22 protein-coding genes are annotated in these 26,237 nt (G+C 64.0%); 19 read left to right on the top strand and 3 right to left on the bottom strand.

The window, feature by feature from the left end:
• Positions 1–93 precede the first annotated feature (93 nt).
• From JAB8_RS12665 to JAB8_RS12655, 3 genes are all read left to right on the top strand, one after another.
• Positions 94–1,128, top strand: a complete 1,035-nt coding sequence (locus tag JAB8_RS12665; RefSeq protein WP_070289867.1) for a peptidase U32 family protein — start codon at positions 94–96, stop codon at positions 1,126–1,128.
• A 78-nt stretch (positions 1,129–1,206) separates the two neighbouring features.
• A complete protein-coding gene (locus tag JAB8_RS12660) occupies positions 1,207–2,103 on the top strand; it encodes a U32 family peptidase (RefSeq protein WP_070218297.1) in 897 nt (298 codons plus the stop codon).
• Positions 2,104–2,179: 76 nt separating this feature from the next.
• Entirely contained in the window at positions 2,180–2,662 is a 483-nt protein-coding gene (locus JAB8_RS12655; protein ID WP_070218324.1) for an SCP2 sterol-binding domain-containing protein, read from the top strand.
• Between the two features lie 21 nt (positions 2,663–2,683).
• Here JAB8_RS12655 and JAB8_RS12650 read toward each other — a convergent pair whose 3' ends face one another.
• Complete coding sequence (locus JAB8_RS12650; protein ID WP_070218296.1) at positions 2,684–2,947, bottom strand: heavy-metal-associated domain-containing protein; 264 nt, start codon at positions 2,945–2,947, stop codon at positions 2,684–2,686.
• 248 nt (positions 2,948–3,195) lie between these two features.
• Here JAB8_RS12650 and JAB8_RS12645 point away from each other — a divergent pair, with 248 nt between their 5' ends.
• From JAB8_RS12645 to JAB8_RS12575, 15 genes are all read left to right on the top strand, one after another.
• Positions 3,196–4,065, top strand: a complete 870-nt coding sequence (locus JAB8_RS12645) for a transporter substrate-binding domain-containing protein (RefSeq protein ID WP_070289790.1) — start codon at positions 3,196–3,198, stop codon at positions 4,063–4,065.
• 270 nt (positions 4,066–4,335) lie between these two features.
• Complete coding sequence (gene aspT / locus JAB8_RS12640; protein WP_070289788.1) at positions 4,336–6,018, top strand: aspartate-alanine antiporter; 1,683 nt, start codon at positions 4,336–4,338, stop codon at positions 6,016–6,018.
• Between the two features lie 56 nt (positions 6,019–6,074).
• Positions 6,075–7,763, top strand: coding sequence for an aspartate-alanine antiporter (aspT, locus tag JAB8_RS12635; RefSeq protein ID WP_070289786.1), 1,689 nt, complete (start codon positions 6,075–6,077; stop codon positions 7,761–7,763).
• Between the two features lie 69 nt (positions 7,764–7,832).
• Positions 7,833–9,443, top strand: coding sequence for a bifunctional aspartate transaminase/aspartate 4-decarboxylase (locus tag JAB8_RS12630; RefSeq protein WP_070289784.1), 1,611 nt, complete (start codon positions 7,833–7,835; stop codon positions 9,441–9,443).
• 178 nt (positions 9,444–9,621) lie between these two features.
• Positions 9,622–11,031, top strand: coding sequence for a TolC family protein (locus JAB8_RS12625; protein ID WP_070289776.1), 1,410 nt, complete (start codon positions 9,622–9,624; stop codon positions 11,029–11,031).
• A gap of 2 nt (positions 11,032–11,033) precedes the next feature.
• Complete coding sequence (locus JAB8_RS12620) at positions 11,034–12,008, top strand: HlyD family secretion protein (RefSeq protein ID WP_070289774.1); 975 nt, start codon at positions 11,034–11,036, stop codon at positions 12,006–12,008.
• 6 nt (positions 12,009–12,014) lie between these two features.
• Positions 12,015–13,196, top strand: a complete 1,182-nt coding sequence (locus JAB8_RS12615) for an ABC transporter permease (protein WP_070289772.1) — start codon at positions 12,015–12,017, stop codon at positions 13,194–13,196.
• Positions 13,193–14,353 (top strand): ABC transporter permease, encoded by a 1,161-nt coding sequence (locus tag JAB8_RS12610; RefSeq protein WP_070289770.1) that lies wholly within the window; start codon positions 13,193–13,195, stop codon positions 14,351–14,353. Before JAB8_RS12615 ends, JAB8_RS12610 begins: the two co-directional genes overlap by 4 nt.
• Positions 14,354–14,464: 111 nt before the next feature.
• Positions 14,465–16,045, top strand: coding sequence for an AAA family ATPase (locus JAB8_RS12605; protein ID WP_070289768.1), 1,581 nt, complete (start codon positions 14,465–14,467; stop codon positions 16,043–16,045).
• Positions 16,046–16,047: 2 nt separating this feature from the next.
• Positions 16,048–16,515, top strand: coding sequence for a hypothetical protein (locus JAB8_RS12600; RefSeq protein WP_139143028.1), 468 nt, complete (start codon positions 16,048–16,050; stop codon positions 16,513–16,515).
• Positions 16,516–16,524: 9 nt separating this feature from the next.
• Positions 16,525–17,496 (top strand): hypothetical protein, encoded by a 972-nt coding sequence (locus JAB8_RS12595; RefSeq protein ID WP_070289765.1) that lies wholly within the window; start codon positions 16,525–16,527, stop codon positions 17,494–17,496.
• Positions 17,493–19,268 carry a hypothetical protein gene (locus JAB8_RS12590; RefSeq protein ID WP_070289763.1) on the top strand — a complete coding sequence of 592 codons (1,776 nt, stop codon included), beginning with the start codon at positions 17,493–17,495 and terminating at the stop codon, positions 19,266–19,268. The genes JAB8_RS12595 and JAB8_RS12590 overlap by 4 nt, the downstream gene beginning before the upstream one ends.
• Before the next feature lie 82 nt (positions 19,269–19,350).
• On the top strand, positions 19,351–19,944 hold the full coding sequence (locus tag JAB8_RS12585) for a hypothetical protein (RefSeq protein ID WP_070289761.1): 594 nt from the start codon (positions 19,351–19,353) through the stop codon (positions 19,942–19,944).
• Positions 19,941–21,320, top strand: coding sequence for an AMP-binding protein (locus tag JAB8_RS12580; protein WP_070289759.1), 1,380 nt, complete (start codon positions 19,941–19,943; stop codon positions 21,318–21,320). Before JAB8_RS12585 ends, JAB8_RS12580 begins: the two co-directional genes overlap by 4 nt.
• Positions 21,317–22,351 carry an AAA family ATPase gene (locus JAB8_RS12575; protein ID WP_070289757.1) on the top strand — a complete coding sequence of 345 codons (1,035 nt, stop codon included), beginning with the start codon at positions 21,317–21,319 and terminating at the stop codon, positions 22,349–22,351. The genes JAB8_RS12580 and JAB8_RS12575 overlap by 4 nt, the downstream gene beginning before the upstream one ends.
• Positions 22,352–22,469: 118 nt before the next feature.
• Here JAB8_RS12575 and JAB8_RS12570 read toward each other — a convergent pair whose 3' ends face one another.
• Both JAB8_RS12570 and JAB8_RS12565 read right to left on the bottom strand, forming a co-directional pair.
• Positions 22,470–23,462, bottom strand: coding sequence for a GyrI-like domain-containing protein (locus tag JAB8_RS12570; RefSeq protein WP_070289755.1), 993 nt, complete (start codon positions 23,460–23,462; stop codon positions 22,470–22,472).
• A 49-nt stretch (positions 23,463–23,511) separates the two neighbouring features.
• The gene (locus JAB8_RS12565; protein ID WP_070289753.1) at positions 23,512–24,798 is read right to left on the bottom strand and encodes an aminotransferase class I/II-fold pyridoxal phosphate-dependent enzyme; all 1,287 of its coding nucleotides are present in this window, start codon (positions 24,796–24,798) and stop codon (positions 23,512–23,514) included.
• A 252-nt stretch (positions 24,799–25,050) separates the two neighbouring features.
• On the opposite strand from JAB8_RS12565, the gene JAB8_RS29075 reads away from it, so the two are divergent.
• Complete coding sequence (locus JAB8_RS29075; RefSeq protein ID WP_139143027.1) at positions 25,051–26,226, top strand: hypothetical protein; 1,176 nt, start codon at positions 25,051–25,053, stop codon at positions 26,224–26,226.
• The last annotated feature ends 11 nt before the right edge of the window (positions 26,227–26,237 follow it).

Genomic DNA, 26,237 nt, shown 5'->3' with positions numbered 1-26,237 from the left:
ATGCGTGCATTCCTTCACCTGTGTCAAGGACTGGGCGGTATGGGCGGGGCTATAGTCTGCACCCTGAGCCGATACAGGACTGTGAATATCATGATGCTTGAATCAACTACCGCCACCCGCGTGGCCGGACCGCTGGAACTGGTCTGCCCCGCCGGCAGCCTGCCCGCCTTGAAAGCGGCCGTCGACAATGGCGCCGACACCGTGTACCTGGGTTTTCGCGACGCCACCAATGCACGCAATTTCGCCGGCCTCAATTTCGACGAAAAGGCCATCGCCGAGGGCGTGCGCTACGCCCACCAATATGGACGCAAGGTGCTGCTGGCGCTGAATACCTATCCGCAGCCGCACAACTGGGCCGTGTGGCGCAGCGCCATCGACCGCGCCGCGCAAGCCGGCATCGACGCCATGATCGTCGCCGATCCGGGCTTGATGGCGTATGCAAGCGAGCATCACCCGCAGCTGCGCCTGCACCTGTCCGTGCAAGGCTCGGCCACCAACTACGAAGCGATCAATTTTTACCAGGAACACTTCGGCATCGCCCGCGCCGTGCTGCCGCGCGTGCTGTCGATGGCGCAGGTCGAGCAACTGATCAGCAAGACGGACGTCGAGATCGAGGTCTTCGGCTTCGGCAGCCTGTGCGTGATGGTCGAAGGGCGCTGCGCGCTGTCGTCGTATGCGACGGGCGAGGCGCCGAACACGCACGGCGTGTGCTCGCCGGCGAAATCCGTGCGCTGGCTGGAAACGCCGAGCGGCCTCGAATCGCGCCTGAACGGCGTGCTGATCGACCGCTACGCACCGGGCGAAAACGCCAGCTATCCGACCCTGTGCAAGGGGCGTTTCGAAGTCAACGACGAAGAGTATTACGCCATCGAGGAGCCGGCCAGCCTGAACACGCTGGCGCTGCTGCCGCAGCTGATCGCCATGGGCGTGCGCGCCGTGAAGATCGAAGGGCGCCAGCGCAGCCCCGCGTATGTGGCGCAGGTGACGCGCGTGTGGCGCGAAGCGATCGACGCCTGCCGCGAAGGCAATGCGCGCTACGCCGTCAAGCCGGGCTGGATGGCGGCCATGGACAAGCTGGCCGAAGGCCAGCAGCACACCTTGGGCGCGTATCACCGCTCCTGGAAATAGCAAAACCTGCTGCGCTTCTCGGCCCCGCCGCGAGCCGCTCGCTACGGTTTTGTCACTTAAAAAAATATTGGAAAAGGCATGCTAAAACTCTCTTTGGGCCCCTTGCTGTACTACTGGCCGCGCGCCACCGTCTTCGAGTTTTACCAGCAGATCGCCGGCACCGCCGTCGATATCGTGTACCTGGGCGAAACCGTCTGCTCGCGCCGGCATGAGCTGCGCCTGGCCGACTGGCTCGATATCGCCGACATGCTGGCCGCCGCCGGCAAGGAAGTGGTGCTGTCGACGCAGGCGCTGATCGAGGCGGGCGCCGAACTGGCGACCCTGCGCCGCATCACGGGCAATGGGCGCTACGGCGTCGAGGCCAACGACATGGGCGCCGTGCATTGCATGGAAAAGGGCGCATCCTTCGTCGCCGGCCCCCATTTGAACCTGTTCAATGGCCCCAGCCTGCAACTGATGGCGCGCCTCGGTGCGCGGCGCTGGGTGATGCCGCTGGAAATGGGACAGACGGCGCTGGCCGAGATGCAGCGCCAGAAACCGGAAGGGCTGGAGACGGAAGTGTTTGCCTACGGACGCATGCCGCTGGCGTTTTCCGCGCGCTGCTTCACGGCGCGCAACCGCAACCTGCCGAAGGACGACTGCGGCTACAGCTGCCTGGAAGAGCCGGACGGGCTGCTGCTGCGCACGCGCGACGAAGTGCCCTTCCTCGTACTCAATGGCACGCAGACGCAGTCGGCGCTCGTCTACAACCTGGTGCGCGAACTCGACGCCATGCGCGACATGGGCGTGTCGGTGGCGCGCATCAGTCCGCAAGCCATGCACACGGAACAGGTGATCGCCATCTTCGACCGCGCCCGCCGGGGGCAGGTCAGCGGCATCGGCGCCCAGGCCCAACTGGCGGCCTGCCAGCCGGCCGGCGCCTGCGACGGCTATTGGCACGGCCAGCCCGGCATGGAACAGCACGCCGCCCATTGAACGCATCGAAAGGAAGAACATGCAAGATCAACTGGAAAGATTGCCCGTCCCGGTCCCGGTCCCGGCCAAGCCTGCCATGAGCAAGCCCGCCGTGTCGTACCGGCTGCCCGAACCGCTGGCCGAATTGCTGTCCAAGCTGCCGCCGTATCCCGCCTCCTGGCTGTTCGTGCAAGGCTTGAACCGCCTGCTGGCGCCGCAATTGCCCGACGACGTGCGCTGCAGCCTGGAGGGGCGCAGCCTGCGCTTGCGCTTGCTGGACGCCGGTATCGCCTTCGATTTTGAGTGGCAGGGCACGGTGTTCGTGGCCGAACGCTATGTCGACGTGCCGGACCTGTGCATCGCCGCCAGCGTGCATGACTTGATGCTGCTGGCGCGGCGCCAGGAAGATCCGGACACCTTGTTCTTCAGCCGCCGTTTGAGTCTGGAAGGCGATACGGAGCTGGGCTTGCTGTTCAAGAATACGCTCGATGCCATCGAATTGCCGCCGTTCGACCTGCAGTCGCTGGGACCGCGTCGCGTGCTGGCGCATTTGCGCGACCGGGGCGCGCGGGGAGGCTGAGCGGAAAAGGGGAGGCGGCGCTCAGTGGCGGCAGTGGCCGCAGGCGCCGCTGCACGATGGCAATTGTTCTTCATCGGACGCCTCGCCCATGAAGCCGGCGTCGTTGACGGCGGTCAGCAAACGTTCCTGCGTGGCCAGGCGTTCGTCGAATTGCACCGTGGCGCCGTGGCGCGCCAGCGAGACGCAGACGGTGGCCACGCCTGTGACGGCCTCAAGTGCGCCCGTCAATCTGTCGGCGCAGCCTTCGTGATCCATTCCAATAATATTCAAGCGCGCTGTCTGCATGTGGTCCTCTTGTTTTTCAGATAAAAAAACAGCGTAGGCGAGGGGCGCGCATGCCGTCCAGAGCAGCACGCAAGATTTATTTTCTATTTGCGGTTTTATTGATCTGGATTAATTTGCACCGCTCCACTCCCGCCTGAATTGCTGTTGTTTTGTACACAGTTTCCATAATCCAGTCGACAAGCGTGCCCCGCTGCGCGATACTGTCATTCTGATAAGAACGCTGATGAAAGCGCTGGAAAGGAGGGGCCATGCAGCGCCGCCCCCTGCTCATGCTTGCCGCCCTGTGGCCGTTGGGCGCTGCCGCCGCCGGCACGTCGCCGCCGCTGCAGCTCGTGTATCCGCGCCATCAGGCGCTCGATGATCCGCAGCAAGGTTATGTGACGGCCTTGCTGCAAATGGCGCTGTCGCGGTCGGGCCATGCCTATGCCTTGCGCCGCTCCGCACTGCGCATGGTGCAGACGCGCGCCATGCAGGAAATCGCCATGGCGTCAGGCAGCGTCGATGTCGTCTGGGCCATGACGAGCCGGGCGCGCGAAACGCAATTGCTGCCGGTGCGCATACCGATCGACCGCGGCCTGATCGGCTGGCGCGTGGCCCTGATCCATGCCCGCCAGACGCAGCTGCTGCGCGGCGTGCGCAGCGTCGCCGCCCTGGCGCGGCTGTCTGCCGGCCAGATGCGCGACTGGCCCGACTGCGCCATCCTGCAGGCGAACGGCTTGCGCCTCGATACCTCGAGCACCTACGAAGGCCTGTTCCAGCAGCTGGCGGCGGGGCGCATCGACTACTTTCCCCGCTCCGTGATCGAGGCCCAAAGCGAGCTGGCCAGCCACGCGCAATTGCCGCTCGCGCTAGACACCCATCTGGTCTTCCGCTACCCGGCCGTACTGTACTTTTTTGTCGGCAAGCACAGGCCGGAACTGGCGCGCCACATTGAACTGGGACTGGAAACCATGCTGGCCGATGGCAGCTTTGCGCAGCTGTTCCAGCGCCATTTCGGCCGTCTCGCGCAGGGCCTGAATCTGTCCCGGCGTTACGTGCTGGAGCTCGTCAATCCTGACCTGCCGGAGGAGACGCCGCTGGCGCGCAAGGCACTTTGGTATCGTCCAAATCATTACTAATGGTTTAGTTGAGCTATGTCAAATGACTGCTTCAATCGTGCGCAGGATGTTTGAGGAAACGCAAAGCGAGTTCAACAGAACACCTGTTGACACTTATAAAATTTTCGCCGAACATCATTCCATCTTGCAACACTTTGCAATACTTTCCCAGCGATAGCCGCCATGGCGGCTGTCGTGCGGACCCGTGCGCCCGTTCAACGGCAAGCCGCCGCCAGCCACCGAACGCTGTGCTCCCTTGTAACCATCCGTTATCTTTTCGAAGGTTTGCCCATGCTCGATTCGATCGCGTCGGTATTGCACCAGGTGCCGGAATTGGCCCTGTTCCTGGCGCTGGCGCTGGGCTACGCGGTAGGGCAGATACGCTTCGGCCCGATCCAGCTCGGCGGCGTGTGCGGCACCCTGATCGCCGCGCTGCTGATCGGCCAGCTTGGCATTACCCTGGACGCCAGCGTGAAAAACGTTTTCTTCATGCTGTTTATCTTTGCCCTCGGCTACGCGGGCGGTCCCCAGTTCTTTGCCAACCTCAATGCCAAGGGCTTGCGCCTGGGAATACTGTGCCTGATCGAAGTGGTGGTGGTGCTGGCGCTGGTGCTGCTGGCCACGCGTTTCCTGGGCCTGGACCAGGGGACGGCGGCCGGCATGATGGCGGGCGCGGCGACGGAATCGGCCGTCGTCGGCACAGCCACGGACGCGATCTCGAAGCTGGCGCTGCCGACGGCCCGCATCGCCGAGCTGCAAGCCAATGTGGTCACCGCGTATTCCATCACGTATATCTTCGGCCTGATCGCCATCGTCATCGTCACCAGCCAGATTTTTCCGCTGTTGTTGCGCGTCAATCTGCGCGAGGAAGCGGACAAATTATGGGAAAAAATGGGCGGCGCGCAGGCGGGCGCCGACGATTTGCAGGCGACGCCGGAAATGGTCGGCCGCGCTTACCGCATCAGCCGGGGCGCGGGACGCCGCCTTGATGCCTTGCAGCATATTTTTGCGGGCCGCGCCAGCATCACGCGCGTGCGCCGGCATGGCAAGGTCTTGCCGTTGGAGCCGGCACTGCGCCTGCGCAATAACGACGAAGTGCTGGTGATCGGCCACCGTCCCGCGCTGGTGGCGGCCGAAGCCATCCTGGGCGAGGAATTTGCCGACACGACGGGCTTGAACATGGCCGTCTCCGCCGTCGAAGTGGTGCTGCAGCAAGCCGCGCTGGTCGGCCAGCCCTTGCGCCAGCTGGCCTTGCCCACCGGCGTGCATGTGGCGGCCGTCATCCGCGGCGAGCACAGCATGCCGCCCTTGCCCGACCTGGCCCTGCAGCGCGACGACGTGCTGCGCCTGTACGGCACGACGGAAGGACGCGAACTGAACACGGCGCTGTCGGCCATCGGCAAGCGCGTGCCCACGGGCGACCGCAGCAATATCGTCTACGCCAGCATTGGCATCGTGCTCGGTGTGTATATCGGCGGCTTTACCGCCAGGCTGGGCGGCATTCCGTTTTCGCTGGGCACGGGCGGCGGGGCCTTGCTGACGGGGCTCGTATTCGGCTGGTACCAGGCGCGAAAACCTGGCATGCCGGGCATCCACCCCAGCGCGCTCGACATGATGAAGGATATCGGCCTGGCCACCTTCATCGCCTGCGTGGGCCTGGCGTCGGGACCGCAGGCAATCGAGCTGGTGCGCCAGTACGGCTTGTCGCTGCCGCTGATGGGCGTCTTGATCGCCGTCATCCCCGCCTCGCTGTCGTTGTTGGTGGGCCACTTTTTCCTCAAGCTGGAAGCGCCCGTGCTGCTGGGCGCCATCGCCGGCCAGCAGTGCAGCACGCCAGCCTTGTCGGCCGTGCAGAACGCGGCCGGCAATTCCACGCCCTTGCTGGGCTACACGATTACCTATGCCATCTCGAACGTGGTGCTGCCTCTGCTGGGGCCGCTCATCGTGGCCCTGGCCGGGTCCGTTCATGCATGAGCAGCTTGCAAGAGCACAGGCAGTAAAGAATTCCTTCAACACGAAAGGCGGTCCGCATGGAATGGTTGCATGAGTTATTCAAGAAGTCGCCCGAAATTGCCTTGTTTCTCTCCCTGGCAGTGGGCTACTACATCGGCAAGATCAAGTTCGGCTCGTTTCAGCTGGGCGGGGTCGCCGGTTCACTGCTGGTGGCGGTCCTCGTCAGCCAGGTAGGCGTGGCCATCGATCCCGGCGTCAAGTCGGTACTGTTCGCCCTGTTCATTTACGCGGTCGGTTATGAAAGCGGACCGCAATTCTTCAATTCCCTGGGGCGCCAGTCCGTGCGCGAAATCATCCTGGCCGTCGTGCTGGCCGTGACGGCGCTGCTGACGGTGGTCATCATGGCCAAGGTGTTCGGCCTGGACAAGGGCCTGGCGGCCGGCGTGGCGGCGGGCGGCTTGACGCAGTCGGCCATCATCGGCACGGCCGGCGACGCGATCACCAAGCTGGGCCTGGCGGCCGACGAGGTGGCGCGCCTGCAGGGCAACGTGGCCGTCGGCTATGCCGTCACCTATGTGTTCGGCTCGTTTGGCGCCATCATCGTCTGCGTCAATATCTTGCCGAAACTCATGGGTCGCACCATCCGCGAAGATGCGATCAAGGCGGAAACGGCGCTGCAGGCGGGCGTGCAGGTGCTGGGACCTGGCCAGACGCCGGCCGCGCCCGACTTGATCGGCCGCATCTACGACGTGGGTCCCGGTGCCGGCCGCACCGTGGAAGAGATCGAAAGCGCTCATCCGAATACGGCCATCACCATCGAGCGCGTGAAACGCAATGGCCAGATCATCGACGTCAGCCCGGACCTGGTGCTGGCCGCCGACGATATCGTGCTGCTGGTGGGCCGCCGCGAAGCCATGCTCAGCGTGTCTTCCCAGCTGGGCAAGGAATTGCTGGCCGTCGAAGGCATGGAACTGGTGATGCAGCGCCGCGACATGGTGCTGACCAACAAGGCTTACCACAACAAGACGGTGGGCGAAATCCGCAGCGCGACGGCGCCGGGCGTGCGTCACGGCATCTTTGTCGTGCAGCTGAGCCGCATGGGCAAGATCCTGCCCATGCAGCCGGAAACCGTCGTGCAGACGGGCGACGTGGTGACCATCTATGGCGCCGAGCAGGACGTCAAGCGCGTGGCGGCCGAAGTGGGCTACATGATCGTGCCGAGCGCCAAGACGGATTTCGTCTACATGGGCGCCGGCCTCGTCGTCGGCCTGCTGGTGGGCTTGCTGGTGGCGCGCATCGGTTCGATTCCGCTGACACTGGGCAGCGGCGGCGGCGTGCTGCTGTCGGGTCTCGTGTTCGGCTGGTTCCGCGCCAAGCGCCAGACCTTCGGTTACATGCCCAGCGGCGCCGTGCAAATCCTCAAGGATCTGGGCCTGGCCGGCTTCGTTGCCGTCGTCGGCCTCACGTCCGGCCTGCAAGCCGTGCAAACCGTGCGCGAACACGGCCTGACGCTGTTCGGCGTGGGCGTCGTGGTGACCATCCTGCCGATGATACTGACCATGCTGATCGGCCGTTACATCTTGCGCTATGACAACGTTGCCGTGTTTGCGGGCGCCTTGTCCGGCTCGCGCAGCGCCAATCCCGCATTCGGCGAAGTGCTGAACGCGGCGCAAAACTCGATTCCCACCGTACCGTTTGCCATCACATATGCCCTGGCCAACGTTTTCCTGACCTTGCTGGGGCCGCTGATTGTGGCCTTCGTCTGAGTCTGCATGTATGTGCAAGCACCTTTGCAAGAACCCTCAAAATTATCAGTCTGATAAGGAGTAGCAAAAATGGATTTCAGTAACCCAAGCAAACTCGCCCTGTTGAGCCCCTTCGAATTGAAGGATGCGCTGATCCAGACGGCCAAGCAAAGCAACCGCCTGATGCTCAATGCGGGCCGCGGCAACCCGAATTTCCTGGCGACCACGCCACGCCACGGCTTCTTCCAGTTCGGCCAGTTCGCCATGACGGAAGCGGAGCGCTCGTATGTGTACATGGACGACGTGGGCGGCTTTCCCACGCGCGAGGGCATCGAGGCGCGCTTTGAAATCTTCGTGCGCAAGCACGAAGGCAACCCGGGCGTGCATTTCATCGAGGCGGCCGTGTCGTATGTGCGCGACCAGCTGGGCCTGAGCGCGGGCGACTTCATCTATGAAATGTGCGAAGCCATCCTCGGCTGCAACTATCCCGTGCCGGACCGCATGCTGCGCCTGTCCGAGAAAATCGTCGGCCAGTATATCCACCGCGAAATGATCGGCGACCATCCATTCGTCGGCAACTTCGACATGTACGCGGTCGAAGGCGGCACGGCGGCCATGACGTATCTGTTCGCCAGCCTGAAATCGAACCACATCATCCAGGAAGGCGACACGATCGCCCTGGGCATGCCGATCTTCACGCCCTACATCGAGATTCCCCAGCTGAACGACTACAAGCTGAACACCGTGCACATCGATGCGCCGCAATCGAACAACTGGCAATTCACCAAGAAGGAGCTGGACAAGCTGCTGGACCCGAAAGTGAAGGCTTTCTTCCTCGTCAACCCCAGCAATCCGCCTTCGGTCAAGATCGACGACGAGACCCTGGAATACATCGCCAAGATCATCAAGAAGCGCCCGGACCTGATCATTTTGACCGATGACGTGTACGGCACGTTTGCCGACAATTTCGTCTCGCTGTTCGCCATCTGCCCGTTCAACACCATCCTCGTGTATTCGTTCTCGAAATACTTCGGCGCGACGGGCTGGCGCATGGGTGTGGTGGCCACGCATGAAAACAATGTGCTCGACGACAAGATTGCGAAGTTGCCTGAAACCATCAAGAAGCAGCTCGATGCGCGCTATCACTCCATCACGACGGAACCGCGCCAGCTGAAATTCATCGACCGCCTGGTGGCCGACAGCCGCACGGTGGCGCTGAACCACACGGCCGGCCTGTCCACGCCCGTGCAGGCGCAGATGACCCTGTTCTCCTTGTTCTCGCTGATGGATGAAGAGCAAAAGTACAAGCAATCGATGAAACGCATCGTGCTGCGCCGCAAGGAAGCGCTGTACCGCGAACTGGGCTTGCCGATGGTGCACGACGCCAATTCCGTGCGCTACTACCATCTGCTGGACATGGAATCCTTGGCCGCGCAGATGCATGGCGTGGAGTTTTCGCAGTGGCTGCTGAAAAAACTCAAGCCGAACGAAGCGCTGTTCCGCCTGGCCGAGGAAACGGGCGTCATCCTGCTGCCGGGCCGCGGCTTCGGTACCACGCATCCGTCCGGCCGCGTCTCGCTGGCCAACCTGAACGAATACGACTACGCCAATATCGGCCGCGCCATCCGCAGCATGGCGTCCGAGTTCTTTGCCGTGTTTGAAAAGGAAAAGGAAAAGGGCGGCAAGAAGGCGAAGAAGTAAGCCGCTAGCCGTGTAGTCTGACAAAAACGGGCGCCCCGCATGAGGCGCCCGTTTTTGTCTGTCAGCTTGCGTAACCAATAGTGCAGGCTGGAATGGACATCCGTGGATATAATTGCTATTGTGAAAGTATAAACATGGCAACCCCGTGCTTTCCCCTCATTCATTGACTGGACGCTACATGGGCAGATTGCAAGGACATTTATCATTATTGCTGGCGAGCGCGCTGGGCGCGGCCATGCCGGCCCTGGCGGAACCTCTGACATTCAGCGAAGCGCTGCAGCAAGCGGCAGCCGCTTCGGGCGCCGTGCAGGGCGCCGCGCTCGACGTGCGCGCGAAGACCCTCAAGGCGGAGGCGCTGTCGAATATCGACGGCCCTTCCGTGGACTTGACGGCGTTTCGCGGCCGCCTGTCGACGGACTTGAACATCGATACGAGCGGCTTGTCCGGCGTGGTGGGCGGCATTGAGTCCGTGCTGCCATCGATTCCCGGCTTGCCCAAGCCACAGATTCCCAATTCCCTGAGCCGCGAAGTGGTGACGGACCTGACCTCGTTCGGCTTGCTGGGCATGTGGCCCATCTACACGGGCGGGCGCCTGGACGCCGTCAAGGGCCTCGCTTCGAGCCTGACCCTGGCCGCGCAGGCGGAGCGCGCGGAAGCGGAAGAGCAGCTGGCCACCCTGGTGGCGCAGCGCTATTTCCAGTTGCTGCTGGCGAAGCGGGTGGTGGCCGTGCGGGCCGAAGTGACGGCCGGCGTGACGCAGCACCAGCGCGACGCGGCCAGGCTGGAAAAGGGCGGCCTGATTTCGCGCGCGGAACGCCTGCGTGCCGACGTGGCCTTGGACAGCGCCCGCAGCGACGAGGCGCAGGCGCGCAGCGACGAGGAAATCGCCCAGGTGGCGCTCGACCGTTTGCTCGCCGTCAACACGCAAGTACGGCCCAGCACGCCCCTGTTCGTCAACAGCTTGCCGGTGGGCACCTTGCAATCGTTCATCAGCACGGGCATGCGTGAAAATGCGAACTGGAAAAAGATCGACAGCAAGCGCGTGCAGGCCGAACAAGCATTGAAGCTGCACGGCAAGGAATATGCGCCCACCGTGTTTGCCATCGGTAATTACAACCTAAATCGCGGCAACGAAAAACTCGTGCGGTCGAACTGGGCCATCGGCCTCGTCGTGGCCGTGCCGCTCGTGCACCGCATCAACACAGGCAAGATGATCGCCGCCGCCAAGCTGGACCAGGAGCGCGTGGAAGTGGTGGCGCGCCAGGCCGAGCGCGACATTCCCACCCTGATCGAAAAGAATTGGCGCGCGCTGGAAAACGCCCGCATCCAGTACCTGTCCACGGCGTCGTCGGTGGAGCTGGCGCGCGAAAATATCCGTTTGCAAACGGTCGCTTTCCAGCAAGGACAAGTGACGTCGCTGGAAGTGGTCGACGCGCGCCTGAACCTGGCCAAGGTCGAGACCCAGCGCGCGCAGACTGCCTATAACTATGTGATGGGCCTGGCGCAATTGCTGGAAGCGACGGGCGAGACGCAGCGCCTGGGCAGCCTGGCCGCTGCGGCCGATATCCAATTACCTGTGGACAAATAATAATGAGCACCTCCAAAAAACCATTGGCCATAGTCGCCGCCATCACCGTCCTCGGCTTCGTGGGCTGGGGCTTGTACCAGGCGTTCCAGCCGCAGCGCCTGCCTTTGCAGGGACAGATGGATGCGCAGGAAGTCAATGTCTCGTCGAAAGTGCCGGGCAGGGTGGGCCAGCTGTACGTCAAGCTGGGCCAGACGGTGCCGAAAGGGGAACTGCTGTTCCAGCTGACGAGTCCGGAAGTGGACGCGAAGATCGCGCAAGCGACGGCCGCCACGCAGGCAGCCGATGCCGTGGCGCAAAAGGCGCAAGCGGGTGCGCGTCCGGAAGAAATCGCCGCCGCGAAAGCCAACTGGGAGCGGGCGCAAACGGGCGCCACCATCGCCAAGACCACGTACACCCGCGTCAACAATATGTACGAGCAAGGCGTGATCGCGCAGCAGAAACGCGACGAGGCGCAAGCGCAATGGCGCGCCGCCGACCAGCTGGCGCAAGCGGCCCGCGCGCAATATGACATGGCGCAAAAGGGCGCCCGTCCGGAAGACAAGACGGCCGCCGCCGCCCAGGCGCGCCAGGTGGGCGCCGTGCTGACGGAAGCGCAGGTCGCCCTGGCGGAAACGAAGATCGCCGCGCCCGTGGCCGGGCAGGTCAGCAAGATCCAGATACAGCCCGGTGAACTGGCGCCGCAAGGCTTCCCCGTGATCACCCTGGTGAACCTCGATGACGCGTGGGCCGTGCTGCAGGTGCGCGAAGATGAAATGGCCGCGTTTGCCATGGGCAGCACGCATACGGCCAATGTGCCGGGCTTGAAGCAGCAAGTGAGCTTCAAGGTCAGTTCCGTGGCCGTGCTGCCCGATTTCGCCACGTGGCGCGCGGCCCGCCCGGGCGGCACTGACTTGCGCACGTTTGAAATCCGGCTGCGCCCCGCCATCAAGGTCGAGGGCTTGCGCCCGGGCATGTCGGTCGTGTTTCCACCGCTCTGATACGCGATGAACGAAGCGGATAAGGGGCCGGTTTCTGCGCTGGCGCGCGAGTGGGCGCGGCTGCGCGGCGATTTCTGGGACTTCGGCATGCTCAGCTGGATTCCCGTCGTGTTGTGCGGCATGCTGTGGCTGGTGTTTTCCGCTGGCATTGCGCGCGACTTGCCCATCGTTGTCATCGATAACGACAACTCGACCTTGTCGCGCCAGCTCACGCGCTGGCTCGACGCTTCGCCCGGCATCGCGGTGGCGGCGAAAGTGGCGTCCAGCGACGAAGCCCTGCATCGCTTGCGCGAGCGTACGGCGTTCGGCTACCTGCTGATCCCCAACGATTTCGAACAGAAACTGCTGGGCGGCAGGCAAGCCACCGTGCAATGGCTGTACAACGCGCAGTTTTCCTCGCATGCGGGCGCCTTGCTGCGCGACGTGCGCACGGTGAGCACGACCTTGTCGGCCGGCATCGAGATGACGGCGCGCGCAAAAAAGGGCATGTCGGGCGTGCAGGCGGCGGCCCAGTTCGAACCGATCCGCACGACACTGAACAGTTTGTACAATGAAAACACCAGCTATGAAGCATTTTTAACGTTGGCCCTGATGCCGGCCATGCTGCAGATATTCATCGTCGTTGCCGTCGTCACGTCCATCGGACGCGAGTTGCGCGACGGCACGGTGCCGCAATGGCTGGCCTCGGCCCATGGCAGCTGGCTGCGCGCCATCGGCGCCAAGCTGCTGTTTCCCGTGATCGCCTACTGCGCGCTGGCGCTGCTGTACTTGCTGTTCTTCAGCCTGGCGCGTGGCTGGGCCGTGGCGGGCAGCTTGTCGGCCCTGCTGCTGAGCATGTTGCTGCTGGTGCTCGCGTATTGCGGCATGGCCACCTTGCTGATCGGCGCCACCCTGTCATTGCGCCTGGCCCTGTCGGGCGCGGCATTTATTACGGCACCGGCCTTCGCGTTCGCGGGCCAGGCCTTTCCCCTGATGGCCATGCCGGCACCGGCGCGCGCCTGGGCGGAAGCCTTGCCGCTCACGCACTATCTGCAATTGCAAACGAAATACTGGCTGGCCGGCGCGCCGTGGCGTTATGGCGTGCAGGAAATGCTGATTTTGGCCGGCTTTGCCATCGGCTGCGGCGCCGTGGGCGTATTCCTGCTGGCGCGCCGCGCGAATATGCCTGCGGCCTGGGGGCGCGCATGATCTGGCCGGCTTTTATCGCTACCTGGCGCGCCATGCTGACGGACAAGGGGGCGCTGACCTTGCTGTTTATCGGCGGCATCATCTATTCCTTCTTTTATCCGCTGCCATACTCGACGGAAATCGTCCAGCGCGTGCCCGTGGCCGTCGTCGACCAGGACCGCAGCGCCATGTCGCGCCAGCTCACGCGCTTCGCCATGGCTCACCCCTCGCTGCAAGTCGTGGCCGTCACGCCGGACTTGCCCGTCGCGCAGGATTTGCTGTGGCGCGACCAGGTCATGGGCGTGCTGATCCTTCCCGACGGTTTGCAGACGGACGTGCTGGCTGGCCGCGCCGCCCATGCGCAGGTGGCGGGCAATGGCCTGTACTTGATGCTCAACAAGGTGGCCTTGAACGGCCTGGCCGAAGTGGTGGGCACGGTGTCGGCCGGCATTGAGCTCAAGCGCCTGGGCGCGGGCACGCCATCGACTGTGCAGGCCAACCAGCAGCGCTCGCCCATCGCGTTTGACGCCGTGCCCCTGTTTAACGTCAAGGAAGGCTATGGGGCGTATGTCGTGCCGGGCGTGGCGACCTTGATCGTGCAGCAGACCTTGCTGATCGGCATGACCATGCTGTTCGGCACCTGGTACCAGCGCAAGACCTTCCCTGTGGCCGGCCGGCGCACGGCGGGCGGCTATGCGGGCATGCTGCTGGCGTTTGCCTGCGTGGCTTTCCTCAACTGCTGCTATTTCTTTGGCTTTGTCTTCTGGTTCCAGGATTACCCCCGTGGCGGCAACTTCGGCGGCATGCTGTTGCTGCTGGTGCTGTTCTCGCTGGCGGAGGCGGCGTTCGGCATGCTGCTGGGCATGCTGTTCCGCACGCGCGAACGGGGCACGCAGCTGATGATCGCCACCTCGATGCCGGTGCTGTTCCTCGCGGGCCTGACCTGGCCCGTATCGTCCATGCCCGTCGTGCTGCAATGGCTGCGCTGGCTGCTACCGTCCACGGCTGGCATCCAGGGCTTTGTTGCGCTCAACCAGATGGGCGCGTCGCTGCATGAAATCCGCCATGAAGTGGCGGGCTTGCTGGCCTTGCTACTGGCCTGCGTGGCGCTGGGCTGGTGGCGCTGGCGCAAGCTGGAGGAAACCGTTGTTGATTTGAACAAGGCCGAAGGCACTTGATATGCAATAATTTCATTTCCGTAACCCCAGCGAAATGCTGGGGTCGGACCCTGAGGGTCCGACCCCAGTCCTTGGCTTTAGGGGTGATTCGATGCCTTTTTGATGATTTCTATGTCTGCATTCAATTTGTTCCAGCGCTTGTCGCAAGCCCCCACCAAGCCCAAGGCCGCGCCCGCCGCGCGGCAGTTCGACGTGGCGGATTTGTACCAGGGCCCCATCGCGCTGGGCGCGGAAGGCGAGGCGCAAGCGCGGCCTTTCGATGAAAAGCTGCGCCAGGCGTATTTCTGGATCGTCAACCATGCCATCATCAGCCCCCACTACGACATCGAGTACAACGACGGCCCGTCGCAGACGTATTCCGTGGGCGACAGCCGCCGTACATTGAATTTGCCGTCGGCGCAAAGCTATTCGAGTTTTATTTTGCTGCCGCTGCTGACGTTCGCCACGCGCCGCAAATGCCTGTTTGTGGGCGGTCCGGGACGGGGCAAGACGGCCAGCGCGCTGCTGATGGGCGTGCTGGCCGGTTCTACCGTCAAAGAAGTCAAGCGCGCGATGCAGCATGGCCACCCGCAGATGACGGTGGCCGATTTGCTCGGTAATCCGCTGCCGGCCGACCTGGTCAACGCGCAAAGCATGGACGATATCCGCATCGCCTGGCGCGCCTGGCTGGGCATGCGCGTGAAAATCGTCGATGAATACAACCGCATCCCCACGCGCACGCAAAGCGCGCTGCTCACCGTCATGGGCGACAATTACGCGGAAGTGCTGAACCATATTTACGAGTGCCCGGAAGCGGCCTGGTATCTGACGGCCAACGACGACCAGGGCGGCGGCACCTACCAGGTGATCGAGGCGCTGCGCGACCGGGTCGACGTGACGGTGCAGGCGCTGGCCTTCAACCCGCGCTTCCTGAACGAGCTGCTGCTGCGCGTGGAAGAAAACGTGCGTCCCGAAGAGCTGGTGCCGCCCGATATCATCTTCACGGAAGGGGAGGTGGACCAGATCGGCGAGGCGATCCGCCAGGTGGGCATACCCGACGCCGTGCGCCGCCGCCTGGAATTTTTTGCCAGCCAGTTCGAGCTGTTCGAGACGGCCGGCGGCCAGTTCGAATACATGACCAAGGACACGGCCCGTTTGGCCGGTGCCGACCGGGGCGCCGCGCAGGCGGCCGACAATGGGCGCGACCGCCTGAAGGATCTCGGTTGCCAGACCTTGAACGGTATCTCCGTGCGCACCCTGATGGCGCTCATGATCTACGCCAAGGCCATGGCTTATTTTCGCGGCAATGGCGAGGTGGCGCTGGAAGACTTGCGCCAGGTGCTGCCCTTCGTCCTGCATAACAAGCTGCAGCCGGACCCGGACGCGCCATTTTTCGCGCTGCCGGAAAACGCCGCCTACCGCAGCGACAGATTGGGCTGGCTGCGCCGCCTGTTCGACCTGTCCAACGATGAATTCAACCGCCTGGACCTGGACCGCGACGATCCCGTGGGCGTGCTGTCGGCCGAATTCGACCTGGGCCTCGATGGCGTCAGCGAGCGCGAAACCCTGGCGCGCCTGAACCGCATCGAAAAGCTGATCGGCGAACGCACGAAGGGGCGCAAGCTGTACGGCCCCCTGTACGACGACCTGCTGAAGCTCAAATACCTGCATCAGCGCTATACCAACTACCGCAGCTGGCTGCGTTCGCAATGAGCGTGCCGCACTGTCAAGGCTTCCTGGAAGCGCTGGCCATGCTCAATGGCGAAGCGAGCGACCTGTGCGCGAGCTACGAATTATCACGCCTGCCCGACGCGCCCGATCTTGCCACGGCGCTGGGCCTGCGCGTGGAAGACCATGCCTTGCACGTCATCGAGCCGGCACGCCACTTGCCGGCCCCCTTGTGGCACATCAAGGCGGCGCCGTGCGGACGCGCGCAGCTGGAGCAGGTGTGCCAGCGCTGGTTTTTCTCGTCGCGGCACATGCAGGCGGCGCCACCGGGACGCTTCCGCGCGCAGCTGGTGGCCGCCTTCCTCGCATCGCTCGACGAGGCGCTGGGCGGTTTTTCCACGTATGCCGTGACGATGACGCCGCCCGCCGGTTTCTGGTACGCCATCCACTGGGACGAGATCGCGTTCGAACTGGGCGATGAACGCTATCTGCTGCACTTTTCGCACAGCGACTGAGGGGCCGCGATGATCTCTCCTGCCTTTGCCTCGCTACTTGCCGGGGGCCGCGCCCAGTTCAATGCGCGCGCGGCGGAAGCACGCCGGCGCTTTCCCTCGCTCGACATGGCCGCCTTCGGCGCCTTCTTGCTCGACGGCGTCGATCCGCTGATAGTCGCCGTGGTCGCCGCCGCGCCTGAACGGGCGGGCGGCGTGACCCTGGCCGCCTACGACATGGCCCTGGAACTGGTGGGCCATGGGCTGGCCGGTCCGGCGGCGAAAAATCCGTTCTTGAATACCGTCTGGCGCGAGCTGGCGCCGCAGTTTGCGCCGCTGCTGGCGATGGCGCCCATCGACGTGCTGGGCATGCTCAGCAACGCCGCCGTCCACATCGCCTCCGTGGCGGGGGCGCGTCCCGCGCAGTGGCAGCGCGAGCTGGCCGCCCTGGCGCCGCAGGTCGCCACGCTGGCGCAGCTGCGTGCCGTGGGCCAGGTGCTGGCGTGGCGCGCGGGCGTCGCGCATTTTCGCCAGGGCGCGCTGGCCGCCGCCGATACCTTGCCGCCGGACTTGGCGCTGGCCGCCTTTGGCGAGCCGGGTGCGCCATGGCCGCAGGTGCATGCGCAGCTGATGGAGTATCCGTGGCGCGGCAATGCGGAGGGCCGCGAGTTCGGCAGCTTCACAGGCCTCGGTGGCGACTTCGGCGCGCCGCCGCAAGTGCGCGCTGCGGCGGATGGTTTTATCGTGCGCAGCGGCGAGCGCCATTACCTGCTGGTGGCCGACGCCTTTGGCGCCGTGCTGCACAGCGCCACGGCGCAGGAGTTCGAGCAGGCGCAAACAAGCATGCCGGCGTCCGTGCGGCTCGATGGGGCGATCCTGCAGATCGGCGCGCGCCGCATCGAACTCGATGTGCCGGCCGGCGACATCGCCATCGCCGCCAATGCGCATACGGTCGCCGTCACGTCGCCATGGACGCACGCGATCCGCCTGCTGCCGCTCGCATGAAGAACGATGCCGACACCGCGCTGATCGACGCCTGGCGCGCGGCCTGGCCCGAGGCCCTGGCCGTATGGAGCAAATTTACGCGCCTGCGCGACCCCAGCCTGTGCGCCAGCCGCGTCGAGGCCAGCAAGCAGGGCCTGTCCGGCAGCTTCGCCATGATCCGTTTGCTGGACCAGAGCGTGGTGGTGGACTTGCCGCTGGTGACGGAGCTGGGGCTGGACGACTATGCGCTGGAAATCCTCGCCCATGAAATCGGCCACCATATCCTCGCGCCGGGCAGCGCCGGCGACCAGTTCCGTTTGCTGGCGCGCATGCGCCGCGCCTTGCCCACACTGGAGCAGCACGCGCCCATGGTGGCCAATCTGTACACGGACCTGTTCATCAACGACCGCTTGCAGCGCCAGGCGAATCTGCGCATGGCCGACATCTACCGCAAGCTGCAGCAGGGGCGCACGGTGGAAGCGCGCGCCAAGGGCAGCGGCGGCGTATGGACCTTGTACATGCGCATCTATGAAAACCTGTGGCAGCTGGAAAAGGGAGAGCTGGGCGGAGCAGGGGCTGAGCACGAGGCGGACGAACGCCTGGACACGGACGCCTGGCTGGGCGCGCGCCTGATACGCGTGTATGCGAACGACTGGATGCTGGCGGCGGGTCGTTTCGCCACCTTGCTGCTGCCCTATCTGGTCGACGATACGGACGCTCTGAGCCCGAGCCGCTATCTGCAGGACACGCGCGACGCGGCCCGGGGCTGCCAGACGTATGGCGCGCAGCAGATCGAGGATGACGAGGAGGGCGGCGCCATCCACCCGGTGCACGACAAGCGCATTTCCGGCCTCGATGGCGAGGAGCCGCAAGGCGAGGCGCCGGCAAGGCAGGGCGGCGGCCAGCTGCGCGAACCGTTCGAGCTGGGCGACATTCTGAAGGCCTCGGGCATCGATCTGAGCGACCATGAAATCGCCATCCGCTACTACCGCGAGCGGGCCTTGCCGCACCTGGTGGCGTTTCCCAGCCGCCCCGCGCCCGAGTCGCAGGAGCCGCAGATGGAAGGGCTGGAAGCGTGGGAGATCGGCGATCCGCTCGAGGAAATCGACTGGCTGCAATCCGTGATGCAGTCGCCGCGCCCCGTGCCCGGCGTGACGACCGTGCGCCGCGTGTATGGCCGCGAACCGGCGCGCGCCATCGACGCCGTGCCCGTCGACCTGGACATGTACGTGGACAGTTCCGGCTCCATGCCGAACCCGCAGGCGCACACCTCGTTCCTGACCCTGGCCGGCGCCGTCATCGCCCTGTCCGCCCTGCGCGCCGGCGCGAAAGTGCAGGTGACCCTATGGAGCGGCAAGAACGAGGTGATGCAGACGCCCGGCTTCGTGCGCGATGAAGACCTGATCCTGGGCGTGCTGACGGAGTTTTTTGGCGGCGGCACCTGTTTCCCCATCCACTGTCTGCGCAAGACCTATGCGGGCAAGCGCGAACGGCCCGCGCACATCCTGATGATTTCCGACGATGGCATCACCACCATGTTCGACAAGGATGAACTGGGCAACAGCGGCTGGGATATTTCCTCCAAGGCGCTGGCCCAGGGCGACGCGGGCGGCACCATGGCCCTGAACCTGGCGCGCGACTGGGATGGCGCGGCGGCCAGCAAGTGGCTGCAGCAAACCTATGACGACCTGAAACGCGCGCGCCGCGAGCAGGGCTGGGATATCCACGCCGTCGAGCGCTACGAGGACTTGCTGGACTTTGCGCGGGCGTTCAGCCGGCGCCACTATGTTTAAATCCGGGGTCAGACCCGCCGGGTCTGACCCCAGCCTTTGCTTTTCGGGCTAAATTTGCACATCACTGTATAAGAAAAGGCCCATGAATATCTCTGGTCCCCACCTCGAAACCTTAACCCACCGCCTGGCCGACACGCCCGTCGAATTCCTCGCCGAGCCCCGTATCGCCGGTGTCGCCAATGCGCAGGCGGTGGCGGTGGCCGCGCTGGTCAACGACATTGTGCTGCTGCATGGCGCGCGCGTGCCGGCCGCGTCACTGCAGGGGTTTGTCGGCGCGCAGGTGAAGGCGGACCGCAACCGGCTGGCGCTGGCCATGATCCTGTGCTGGCTGCTGGCCGACGAGTGGTTCATCGGCCAGCAGTTGCCGCAGCATGACCTGCTGCAGGTGCTGGGCGAGGCGGCGTGCGAACTGGCCGCCGCCACGCCCGCGCACCAGTTCACGCAAGACCCGGAGCGGCGCGAGGAACTGGCGCGCATCGTGCTGGCGCGCCTGGGTTTTCGGCCCCGCGATGAAAGCGTGGCGCAGGCGACGGACAGATTGTCCGCCATCAGCGGCACGGAGCGCCGCCGCCTGCTCGAAGCGAGCCGCCTGGCCGAGCAGCGTTCGCGCGAGATCCGCGAGGCGCTGGCGAAGAAGGCGGCCGAGGAATCGGCCGACAAGTGGTCGCGCGAATGACGCTCGCTGGCAAACCTGACGTCAACCTGCCGGGCGGTGCCTGGGAATCGGACCGCGACTATTGTCCCACCCTGACGCCGGCGGGCGCACGCATGCTGGACAAACTGCGCAGCCATCCGTGCGCGCCCCGGTACCGTAACCGCAGCGGCAACAAGCTGCTGGCCGCGGAGGTCGAAGCGTTGCGCGCCTATGAACAGGACGTCATGGATGCCGCGATCGGCTGGAGCGCCGATGCGCCGCCGTCCTGGCTGGCGGATTTTTTCAGGACGACCTACGCCACGGTGCCGTATTATCGTGCCTGCGGCTCGCCCCCCGCGCGCCTTGCGGACGTGGCGCCCGTCAGCCGCGCCGAACTGGCGCACGATATCGCCGCCTTCGTGCCTGACGATGCGGACCTGGCGCGCATGATCAATTTCCAGACGACGGGCACCACGGGCCATCCGCTGCTGATCGCCTCGCATCCGCTGGTGGCGGGGCGCTACCTGGCCTTCCACAAGCGCGCGCTGCGCCGCTTCGGCGTGACCCTGCGCCATGGCGCGGGCCAGGTGGGCGTGATGCTGCTGGGGCACCAGCGCCGCTGCTTCACCTATGTCTCCGTCACGCCCACGATGAACGAATCAGGCCTGGCGAAGATCAATCTGCACGTGGACGACTGGTGCCAGCCTGAAGACCGCGCGCGCTACCTGGACGCCATGGCGCCCGAGCTGATCGCGGGCGACCCCATCTCGTTTGCCGAGCTGCTGACCTTGTCCATGACGCACAAGCCTGCCGCGCTGCTGTCCGTCTCGATGATGTTGTTGCCCGGCATGCGCGCGCGGCTGGAAGCGCGTTTCGGCTGCCCCGTGCTCGATATCTATTCGCTCAATGAGGTGGGGCCGGTGGCCGTGTACGACGAGCGGACAGGCGGCCACGTGCTGCTGCAGCACCGGCTGTACGTGGAAATCCTCGACACGGACGGCCGTCCCGTGCCCGATGGCGCGCGCGGCGAAATCACCGTGACGGGCGGTTTTAACTTTTGCCTGCCCCTCGTGCGCTACCGCACGGGCGATTACGCGTCGCTGCTGCATGGCCCGCATGGCCCCGTGCTGGTGGGCCTGGCTGGCCGCAGCCCCTTGCGCTACAGGACGGTCAACGGCGACTGGATCAACAATATCGACATCACGCATGCCCTGAAACCGCTGGCCATCGCCCTGTTCGGCGTGCATCAGCATGGCGACGGCGCCGTCGCGCTGCGCCTGGCGCCGAACGCCATGCCGCAGGCTGACCGTGCTCGCGCCTTGCTCGCGCCTTTTTTCGGCGCCATCACGGTCGAGACCTTGCTGGCGGAAGACAAGATCATTCAATACACCTCGGATTTGCGGGAAGCGGCAGCATGAAGCTCCATAAACGCGGCCTTGTGGTCGGCAAATTTTGCCCGCTGCATCAGGGCCATGAACTGTTGATCAACCGTGCGCAAGACGCCTGCGAAGAGCTGCTGGTGGTCAGCTACACCAAGCCCGAATTTCCCGGCCTGGAACCGGCGCGCCGGGAACGGTGGCTGCGCGCGCAATTCCCGCGGGCGCACATCGTGGTGCTCGACGATGCGCGCCTGGCCGCCCTGTGCGCGGCGCGCGGCGTGCCGGCGTGCGCGCTGCCGCACAACGACGCCGATGGCGACGACCATCGCCACTTCATGGGCTGGCTGTGCTGGACGGTGCTGGACTTGCCCGTCGACGCCGTCTTCACCAGCGAAGAGTATGGTCCCGGCTTTGCGCAGGTGCTGGAACGGCATTATGCAGCTGGTGCGGTGGCGCACGTGAGCGTGGACCAGGCAAGAACCCTGGTGCCCGTGTCCGGCACCCTCGTGCGGCAAGACCCGCATGCGCGCAGCGCCTTCCTGTCGCCCGTTGTGCGCGCCGATTTCGTCACGCGCGTGTGCGTGCTCGGCGGCGAGTCGAGCGGCAAGACGACTTTGACGCAAGCGCTGGCGCGGCATTTCGAGACGGCCTGGGTGGCCGAATATGGCCGAGAGTTATGGGAGCGCCAGGATGGCGTATTGCACTATGACGATCTGCTGAAGATCGGCCGGGAACAGCTGCGCCGCGAAGCGCAGGCGCTGTTGGCTGCGCGGCGCTGGCTGTTTTGCGATACCTCGCCCATGACCACGTATTTTTACTGCATCGAGATGTTCGGCAAGGCCGAGCAGGAATTGGCGCAGCTGGCCGAACACCGCTATGACCTTATGCTGCTGTGCGCCCCTGATTTCCCCTTCATCCAGGACGGCACCCGCCGCGACGAGGATTTCCGCGCGCGCCAGCATGCGTGGTACCAGGCCGAGCTGACGCGGCGGGGGATCGCCTATGTCAATGTGTCAGGTTCCGTGGATGACAGGGTCAGGCAGGTGGCGCAGGTGTTGGCGGGACCTTAATGGCGGATGCTTGTCGTACGCGGCGGTGTCGGATTACGCTGCGCTAATCCGACCTACGCTGTTACCGCCAAGGCCGCGCGGCACGTAGCCGTGCCTGCCGCGTAATCCGACGACATTGCTACAGCGGCCGCACGGGGATGCAGATCTCGCAAGAGAATTCGCCGGTGGCCGGGTCCATCGCCGTGGCGGCGGCAAAGCGCTCGAAGCAGGGACGCTCGTCCCACTGCAGGCCGCTGGCCGGCAGCCATTCGCGCGCCATGCGCGTCCACGCGTCGGGGATGGCGCTGGACGGTCCCTTGAACTGCGCCACCGCATAGCGCCCGCCTGGCAGGGTGGCGAGGCTGGCGCGTCCGCCTGACTGGAAGCCGTCGGGCACGGCGACGCAGGCGTCGTAGCGGCATTTTTCCGGCGGCGTGATGGCGGGATCGTCCAGGCCGATGCCGTAGCAGGTGGCGTCGCCCAGGCCGTGCGACTGCATCCACGGTGATACGGTGTCGCGCCAGAAGGCGCTGATGGCGGGGCCGTAGGGGCCGATATGGCGCTGGCACGCGACGGTGACGGGCGGCAGGTCGAGGATGGTGACTTGCATGGGACTCTCTCTATCAAGTGGATTGGAGTGCCCATGGTGCGGGAAGTTCGGCCCGTATTCCTGATCGGTATTGCGCATGGCCTGATCCGGATTGCTATCTTGCCGGCGCAGGCGCATGGCCGCGAGCATGGCGGCGTTTTTCGCGGCAATGCCGGCGCGCCAGGCTGTTGGCGTGCAGCCGAATTTCAGCTTGAAGGCGCGCGCAAACGCTTCGCCGGAACCGAAGCCCGTCGCCAGCGCGATGTCGAGTATCGACTCGCCGGGACGGCAGGCCAGCCGCAAGGCGGCCGATTCCAGGCGCCGGCGGCGCGCATAATCGCCCAAGGTTTCACCCATCCAGGCGGCGAACACGCGGTGAAAGTGGAAACGGGAAAAATGCGCGACATCGGCCAGTTGGGCCAGGTCCAGCGGCGTGTCCAGGTGGCGGTCGATATGGTCGAGCACGGCATTCATGCGGCGCGCGTATTCGGCGCGGAACAGCCCGGACGCCCGCTGTTCAGGGGGAATAGGAGGGGAAGACATGCCGCCGATTATGGCATGAACTCCCCTGGGAACGGCGCGAAAAAAAGTCTTACGCCGCGTTCAAGGCCTGTTCCAGGTCTTCGCGCAAGTCGTCGATATGCTCGATGCCCACGGACAGGCGCAGCATGTCTTCGGACACGCCCGCCTTGGCCAGTTCCTCGGGATTGAGCTGGCGGTGCGTGGTCGATGCCGGGTGGGTGGCCAGCGACTTGGCGTCGCCGATGTTGACCAGGCGCGTGAACAGCTGCAGGGCGTCGAGCACGCGGGCGCCGGCAGCGCGCGGGTCTTCGCTTGCCGCCAGTTTCAGGCCGAAGGACAGGATGCCCGAGGCGCGGCCGTGCATGTATTTTTTCACCAGCGCGTGGTCCGGGTGGTCTTCCAGGCCCGCGTAATTGACCCACGCGACTTTCGGATGCTGCTTCAGGTGCTTGGCCAGGGCTAGCGTATTGTCGCAGATGCGGTCCATGCGCAGGGCCAGCGTCTCGATGCCCTGGATCAGATGGAAGGCGGAGAGCGGCGAAATGGCCGCGCCCATGTTGCGCAGCGGGACGACGCGCGCGCGGCCGATGAAGGCGGCGGGGCCGAACGCTTCCGTGTAGACGACGCCGTGGTAGGACACGTCCGGCTCGTTCAGGCGCTTGAAGCGCTGCTTGTGCTCGGCCCACGGAAATTTGCCGCTGTCGACGATGGCGCCGCCCACGGTGGTGCCGTGGCCGCCCAGGTATTTGGTCAGCGAATGGACGACGATGTCGGCGCCATGCTCGATGGGGCGGAACAGATAGGGGCTCGGTACCGTGTTATCGACGATCAGCGGGATGCCGTGCGCATGCGCGATTTCGGCCAGCTTGGCCACGTCCGTCACATTGCCCAGCGGGTTGCCGATCGATTCGCAGAAGATGGCCTTGGTGCGCGCGTCGATCAGGGCGGCGAAGGTCTCGGGTTGGCGCGCGTCGGCGAAGCGCACTTCGATGCCGATCTGCGGCAGGGTGTGGGCAAACAGGTTGTAGGTGCCGCCATACAGCTGGCTGGCGGAGATGAAATTGTCGCCCGCTTCGGCGATGGTCTGGATCGCGTAGGTGATCGCCGCCATGCCGGAGGCGACGGCCAGCGCGGCCACGCCGCCTTCCAGCGCCGCGACGCGCTTTTCCAGCACGTCCTGCGTGGGGTTCATGATGCGCGTGTAGATATTCCCGGCGACCTTGAGGTCGAACAGGTCGGCGCCATGCTGGGCATTGTCGAAGGCGTAGGCCACCGTCTGGTAGATGGGGACGGCGGCGGCCTTGGTGGTCGGGTCGGGGGTGTAGCCGGCGTGCACGGCCAGGGTTTCGATTCTCATGTGGTCTCCGGTTCGAATGGTCTGCGATGGTGAAGCGTTTGAAATTCGCAGCCATTGTGCCATGCCCCCGTTAACTGCTTGCTACGCTTGATAGAATATTAAGTTATAAGCTAATTGCTTCCTCAAATTTTGCGCGCGCAGCAAGCGCGTCAACGTCCTGGGTACGCTGCAGTATCCACACGCTGCACTGGCGAACACAACACCGGCCGGCAGTGCGCAGCGACGTTATTAATTTCGTTTGACTAATTGGCCATGTCGCGCCGCTTTCAGATGGCAGTGGCTTTGCGCGTACTTCAAGACAACCATGGCAGTACGCTTGCCGTCCATCCCCTCCTTTTTGGGAGCACGCAATCAGATTGCGCCGGCGCCGCATACCCGCCGTCAGCAGGTGCTAGACTACTTGATCAACTGACCCAACGGCAGGAGGAAAATGTGACTGTTCCTAACGAAACATGGTCCGAGCGCTTCGAGCGCGAATTCGAAGCTGGTTTAGCACTCCTTCGGCGCCGTCCGCTACTTGCCATTATTTTTGCAGGTGGATTGATTTTTTTTGCATGGCATCAGTTTTTCAAAACAAAAGATTTGTCGCCCGCCGCACCGCCTGCTGCGCCACCAACAGCGACGCAGAAAATGCTCCCACCCACAAGCGTGGGCGACGTGGCGTCGGCTACGAGTGAGTCCATGGCCCAGCCGGTTGCGCAAGCAATTACACCGACACCATCGCAGTCTCCAGTATCGGACACGCCTCCCGCCATATCTGCTACGACCGAAACGGCGACGCCCCCAATGACCGTTCGCCGGCTAGCCACAGTTGCGTTGACTGATTATTTTGATAAGCCGATTCTGATTGGCGATACGAGAAAGGACGTGCTAGAAAAAATCCCCAATGCAACTTTTGGCCAAAGGGGCCCAGGGATATTCGCCAGCATATCAACGAAATTTCTCGACCAATTCCCAGGCGTTGCAACTTTATTTTTTTCAAATGACGGGGTGACTCAAGTTAATTTTCTTTATGGATTTTCAGGTTCAACGATGCGAAATTATCGGCTGCATGGCACTGACGATGATTGGGAAGAAAAAATAACGACTAATGGCGAGGATATGACATACGTCGAGGCGACTGCAAAATGCGCATCTTTTCAGCATCTACGAGCGGAATTGACCCGGAAATTTGGAGCCGCAAAATCGATACGTGATATTCCTTTTATCGCCCCGGAAAATGATTCACGGACCAGAAGTTATAGGCAGCCAGTGGAAGATCGATTCGATGCGACCTATACTAATGCGGAAGTAAACTTGCACATCGTGGCTTATGATTTTGCATTCATACGTGAACAGACTCACACAATCATGGCAAAAGATAAACTGTCGCACAGATCTTGCTCCATTCGTGCGGAGTTCACTAAAAACGTCAAGACGATTGAGTGACTTGCAATCTC

The organism is Janthinobacterium sp. HH106 (assembly GCF_001758725.1).
GTDB lineage: Bacteria > Pseudomonadota > Gammaproteobacteria > Burkholderiales > Burkholderiaceae_D > Janthinobacterium.
Note: the sequence above shows the minus strand (reverse complement) of the source record. Positions and strands in the feature narration are given on the sequence as shown.

What these genes read in the sequence shown, in the direction of transcription:
- JAB8_RS12655 (WP_070218324.1), top strand. Translation starts at nt 2,180, where the DNA reads ATGAGCAAGCCCGCCGTGTCGTACCGGCTGCCCGAACCGCTGGCCGAA.
- JAB8_RS12585 (WP_070289761.1), top strand. Translation starts at nt 19,351, where the DNA reads ATGAATATCTCTGGTCCCCACCTCGAAACCTTAACCCACCGCCTGGCC.
- JAB8_RS12580 (WP_070289759.1), top strand. Translation starts at nt 19,941, where the DNA reads ATGACGCTCGCTGGCAAACCTGACGTCAACCTGCCGGGCGGTGCCTGG.
- aspT (WP_070289786.1), top strand. Translation starts at nt 6,075, where the DNA reads ATGGAATGGTTGCATGAGTTATTCAAGAAGTCGCCCGAAATTGCCTTG.
- JAB8_RS12625 (WP_070289776.1), top strand. Translation starts at nt 9,622, where the DNA reads ATGGGCAGATTGCAAGGACATTTATCATTATTGCTGGCGAGCGCGCTG.
- JAB8_RS12565 (WP_070289753.1), bottom strand. Translation starts at nt 24,798, where the DNA reads ATGAGAATCGAAACCCTGGCCGTGCACGCCGGCTACACCCCCGACCCG.
- JAB8_RS12650 (WP_070218296.1), bottom strand. Translation starts at nt 2,947, where the DNA reads ATGCAGACAGCGCGCTTGAATATTATTGGAATGGATCACGAAGGCTGC.
- JAB8_RS12660 (WP_070218297.1), top strand. Translation starts at nt 1,207, where the DNA reads ATGCTAAAACTCTCTTTGGGCCCCTTGCTGTACTACTGGCCGCGCGCC.
- JAB8_RS12595 (WP_070289765.1), top strand. Translation starts at nt 16,525, where the DNA reads ATGATCTCTCCTGCCTTTGCCTCGCTACTTGCCGGGGGCCGCGCCCAG.
- JAB8_RS12575 (WP_070289757.1), top strand. Translation starts at nt 21,317, where the DNA reads ATGAAGCTCCATAAACGCGGCCTTGTGGTCGGCAAATTTTGCCCGCTG.
- JAB8_RS12570 (WP_070289755.1), bottom strand. Translation starts at nt 23,462, where the DNA reads ATGTCTTCCCCTCCTATTCCCCCTGAACAGCGGGCGTCCGGGCTGTTC.
- JAB8_RS12590 (WP_070289763.1), top strand. Translation starts at nt 17,493, where the DNA reads ATGAAGAACGATGCCGACACCGCGCTGATCGACGCCTGGCGCGCGGCC.
- JAB8_RS12615 (WP_070289772.1), top strand. Translation starts at nt 12,015, where the DNA reads ATGAACGAAGCGGATAAGGGGCCGGTTTCTGCGCTGGCGCGCGAGTGG.
- JAB8_RS12610 (WP_070289770.1), top strand. Translation starts at nt 13,193, where the DNA reads ATGATCTGGCCGGCTTTTATCGCTACCTGGCGCGCCATGCTGACGGAC.
- aspT (WP_070289788.1), top strand. Translation starts at nt 4,336, where the DNA reads ATGCTCGATTCGATCGCGTCGGTATTGCACCAGGTGCCGGAATTGGCC.
- JAB8_RS12665 (WP_070289867.1), top strand. Translation starts at nt 94, where the DNA reads ATGCTTGAATCAACTACCGCCACCCGCGTGGCCGGACCGCTGGAACTG.
- JAB8_RS12620 (WP_070289774.1), top strand. Translation starts at nt 11,034, where the DNA reads ATGAGCACCTCCAAAAAACCATTGGCCATAGTCGCCGCCATCACCGTC.
- JAB8_RS29075 (WP_139143027.1), top strand. Translation starts at nt 25,051, where the DNA reads ATGTCGCGCCGCTTTCAGATGGCAGTGGCTTTGCGCGTACTTCAAGAC.
- JAB8_RS12630 (WP_070289784.1), top strand. Translation starts at nt 7,833, where the DNA reads ATGGATTTCAGTAACCCAAGCAAACTCGCCCTGTTGAGCCCCTTCGAA.
- JAB8_RS12605 (WP_070289768.1), top strand. Translation starts at nt 14,465, where the DNA reads ATGTCTGCATTCAATTTGTTCCAGCGCTTGTCGCAAGCCCCCACCAAG.
- JAB8_RS12645 (WP_070289790.1), top strand. Translation starts at nt 3,196, where the DNA reads ATGCAGCGCCGCCCCCTGCTCATGCTTGCCGCCCTGTGGCCGTTGGGC.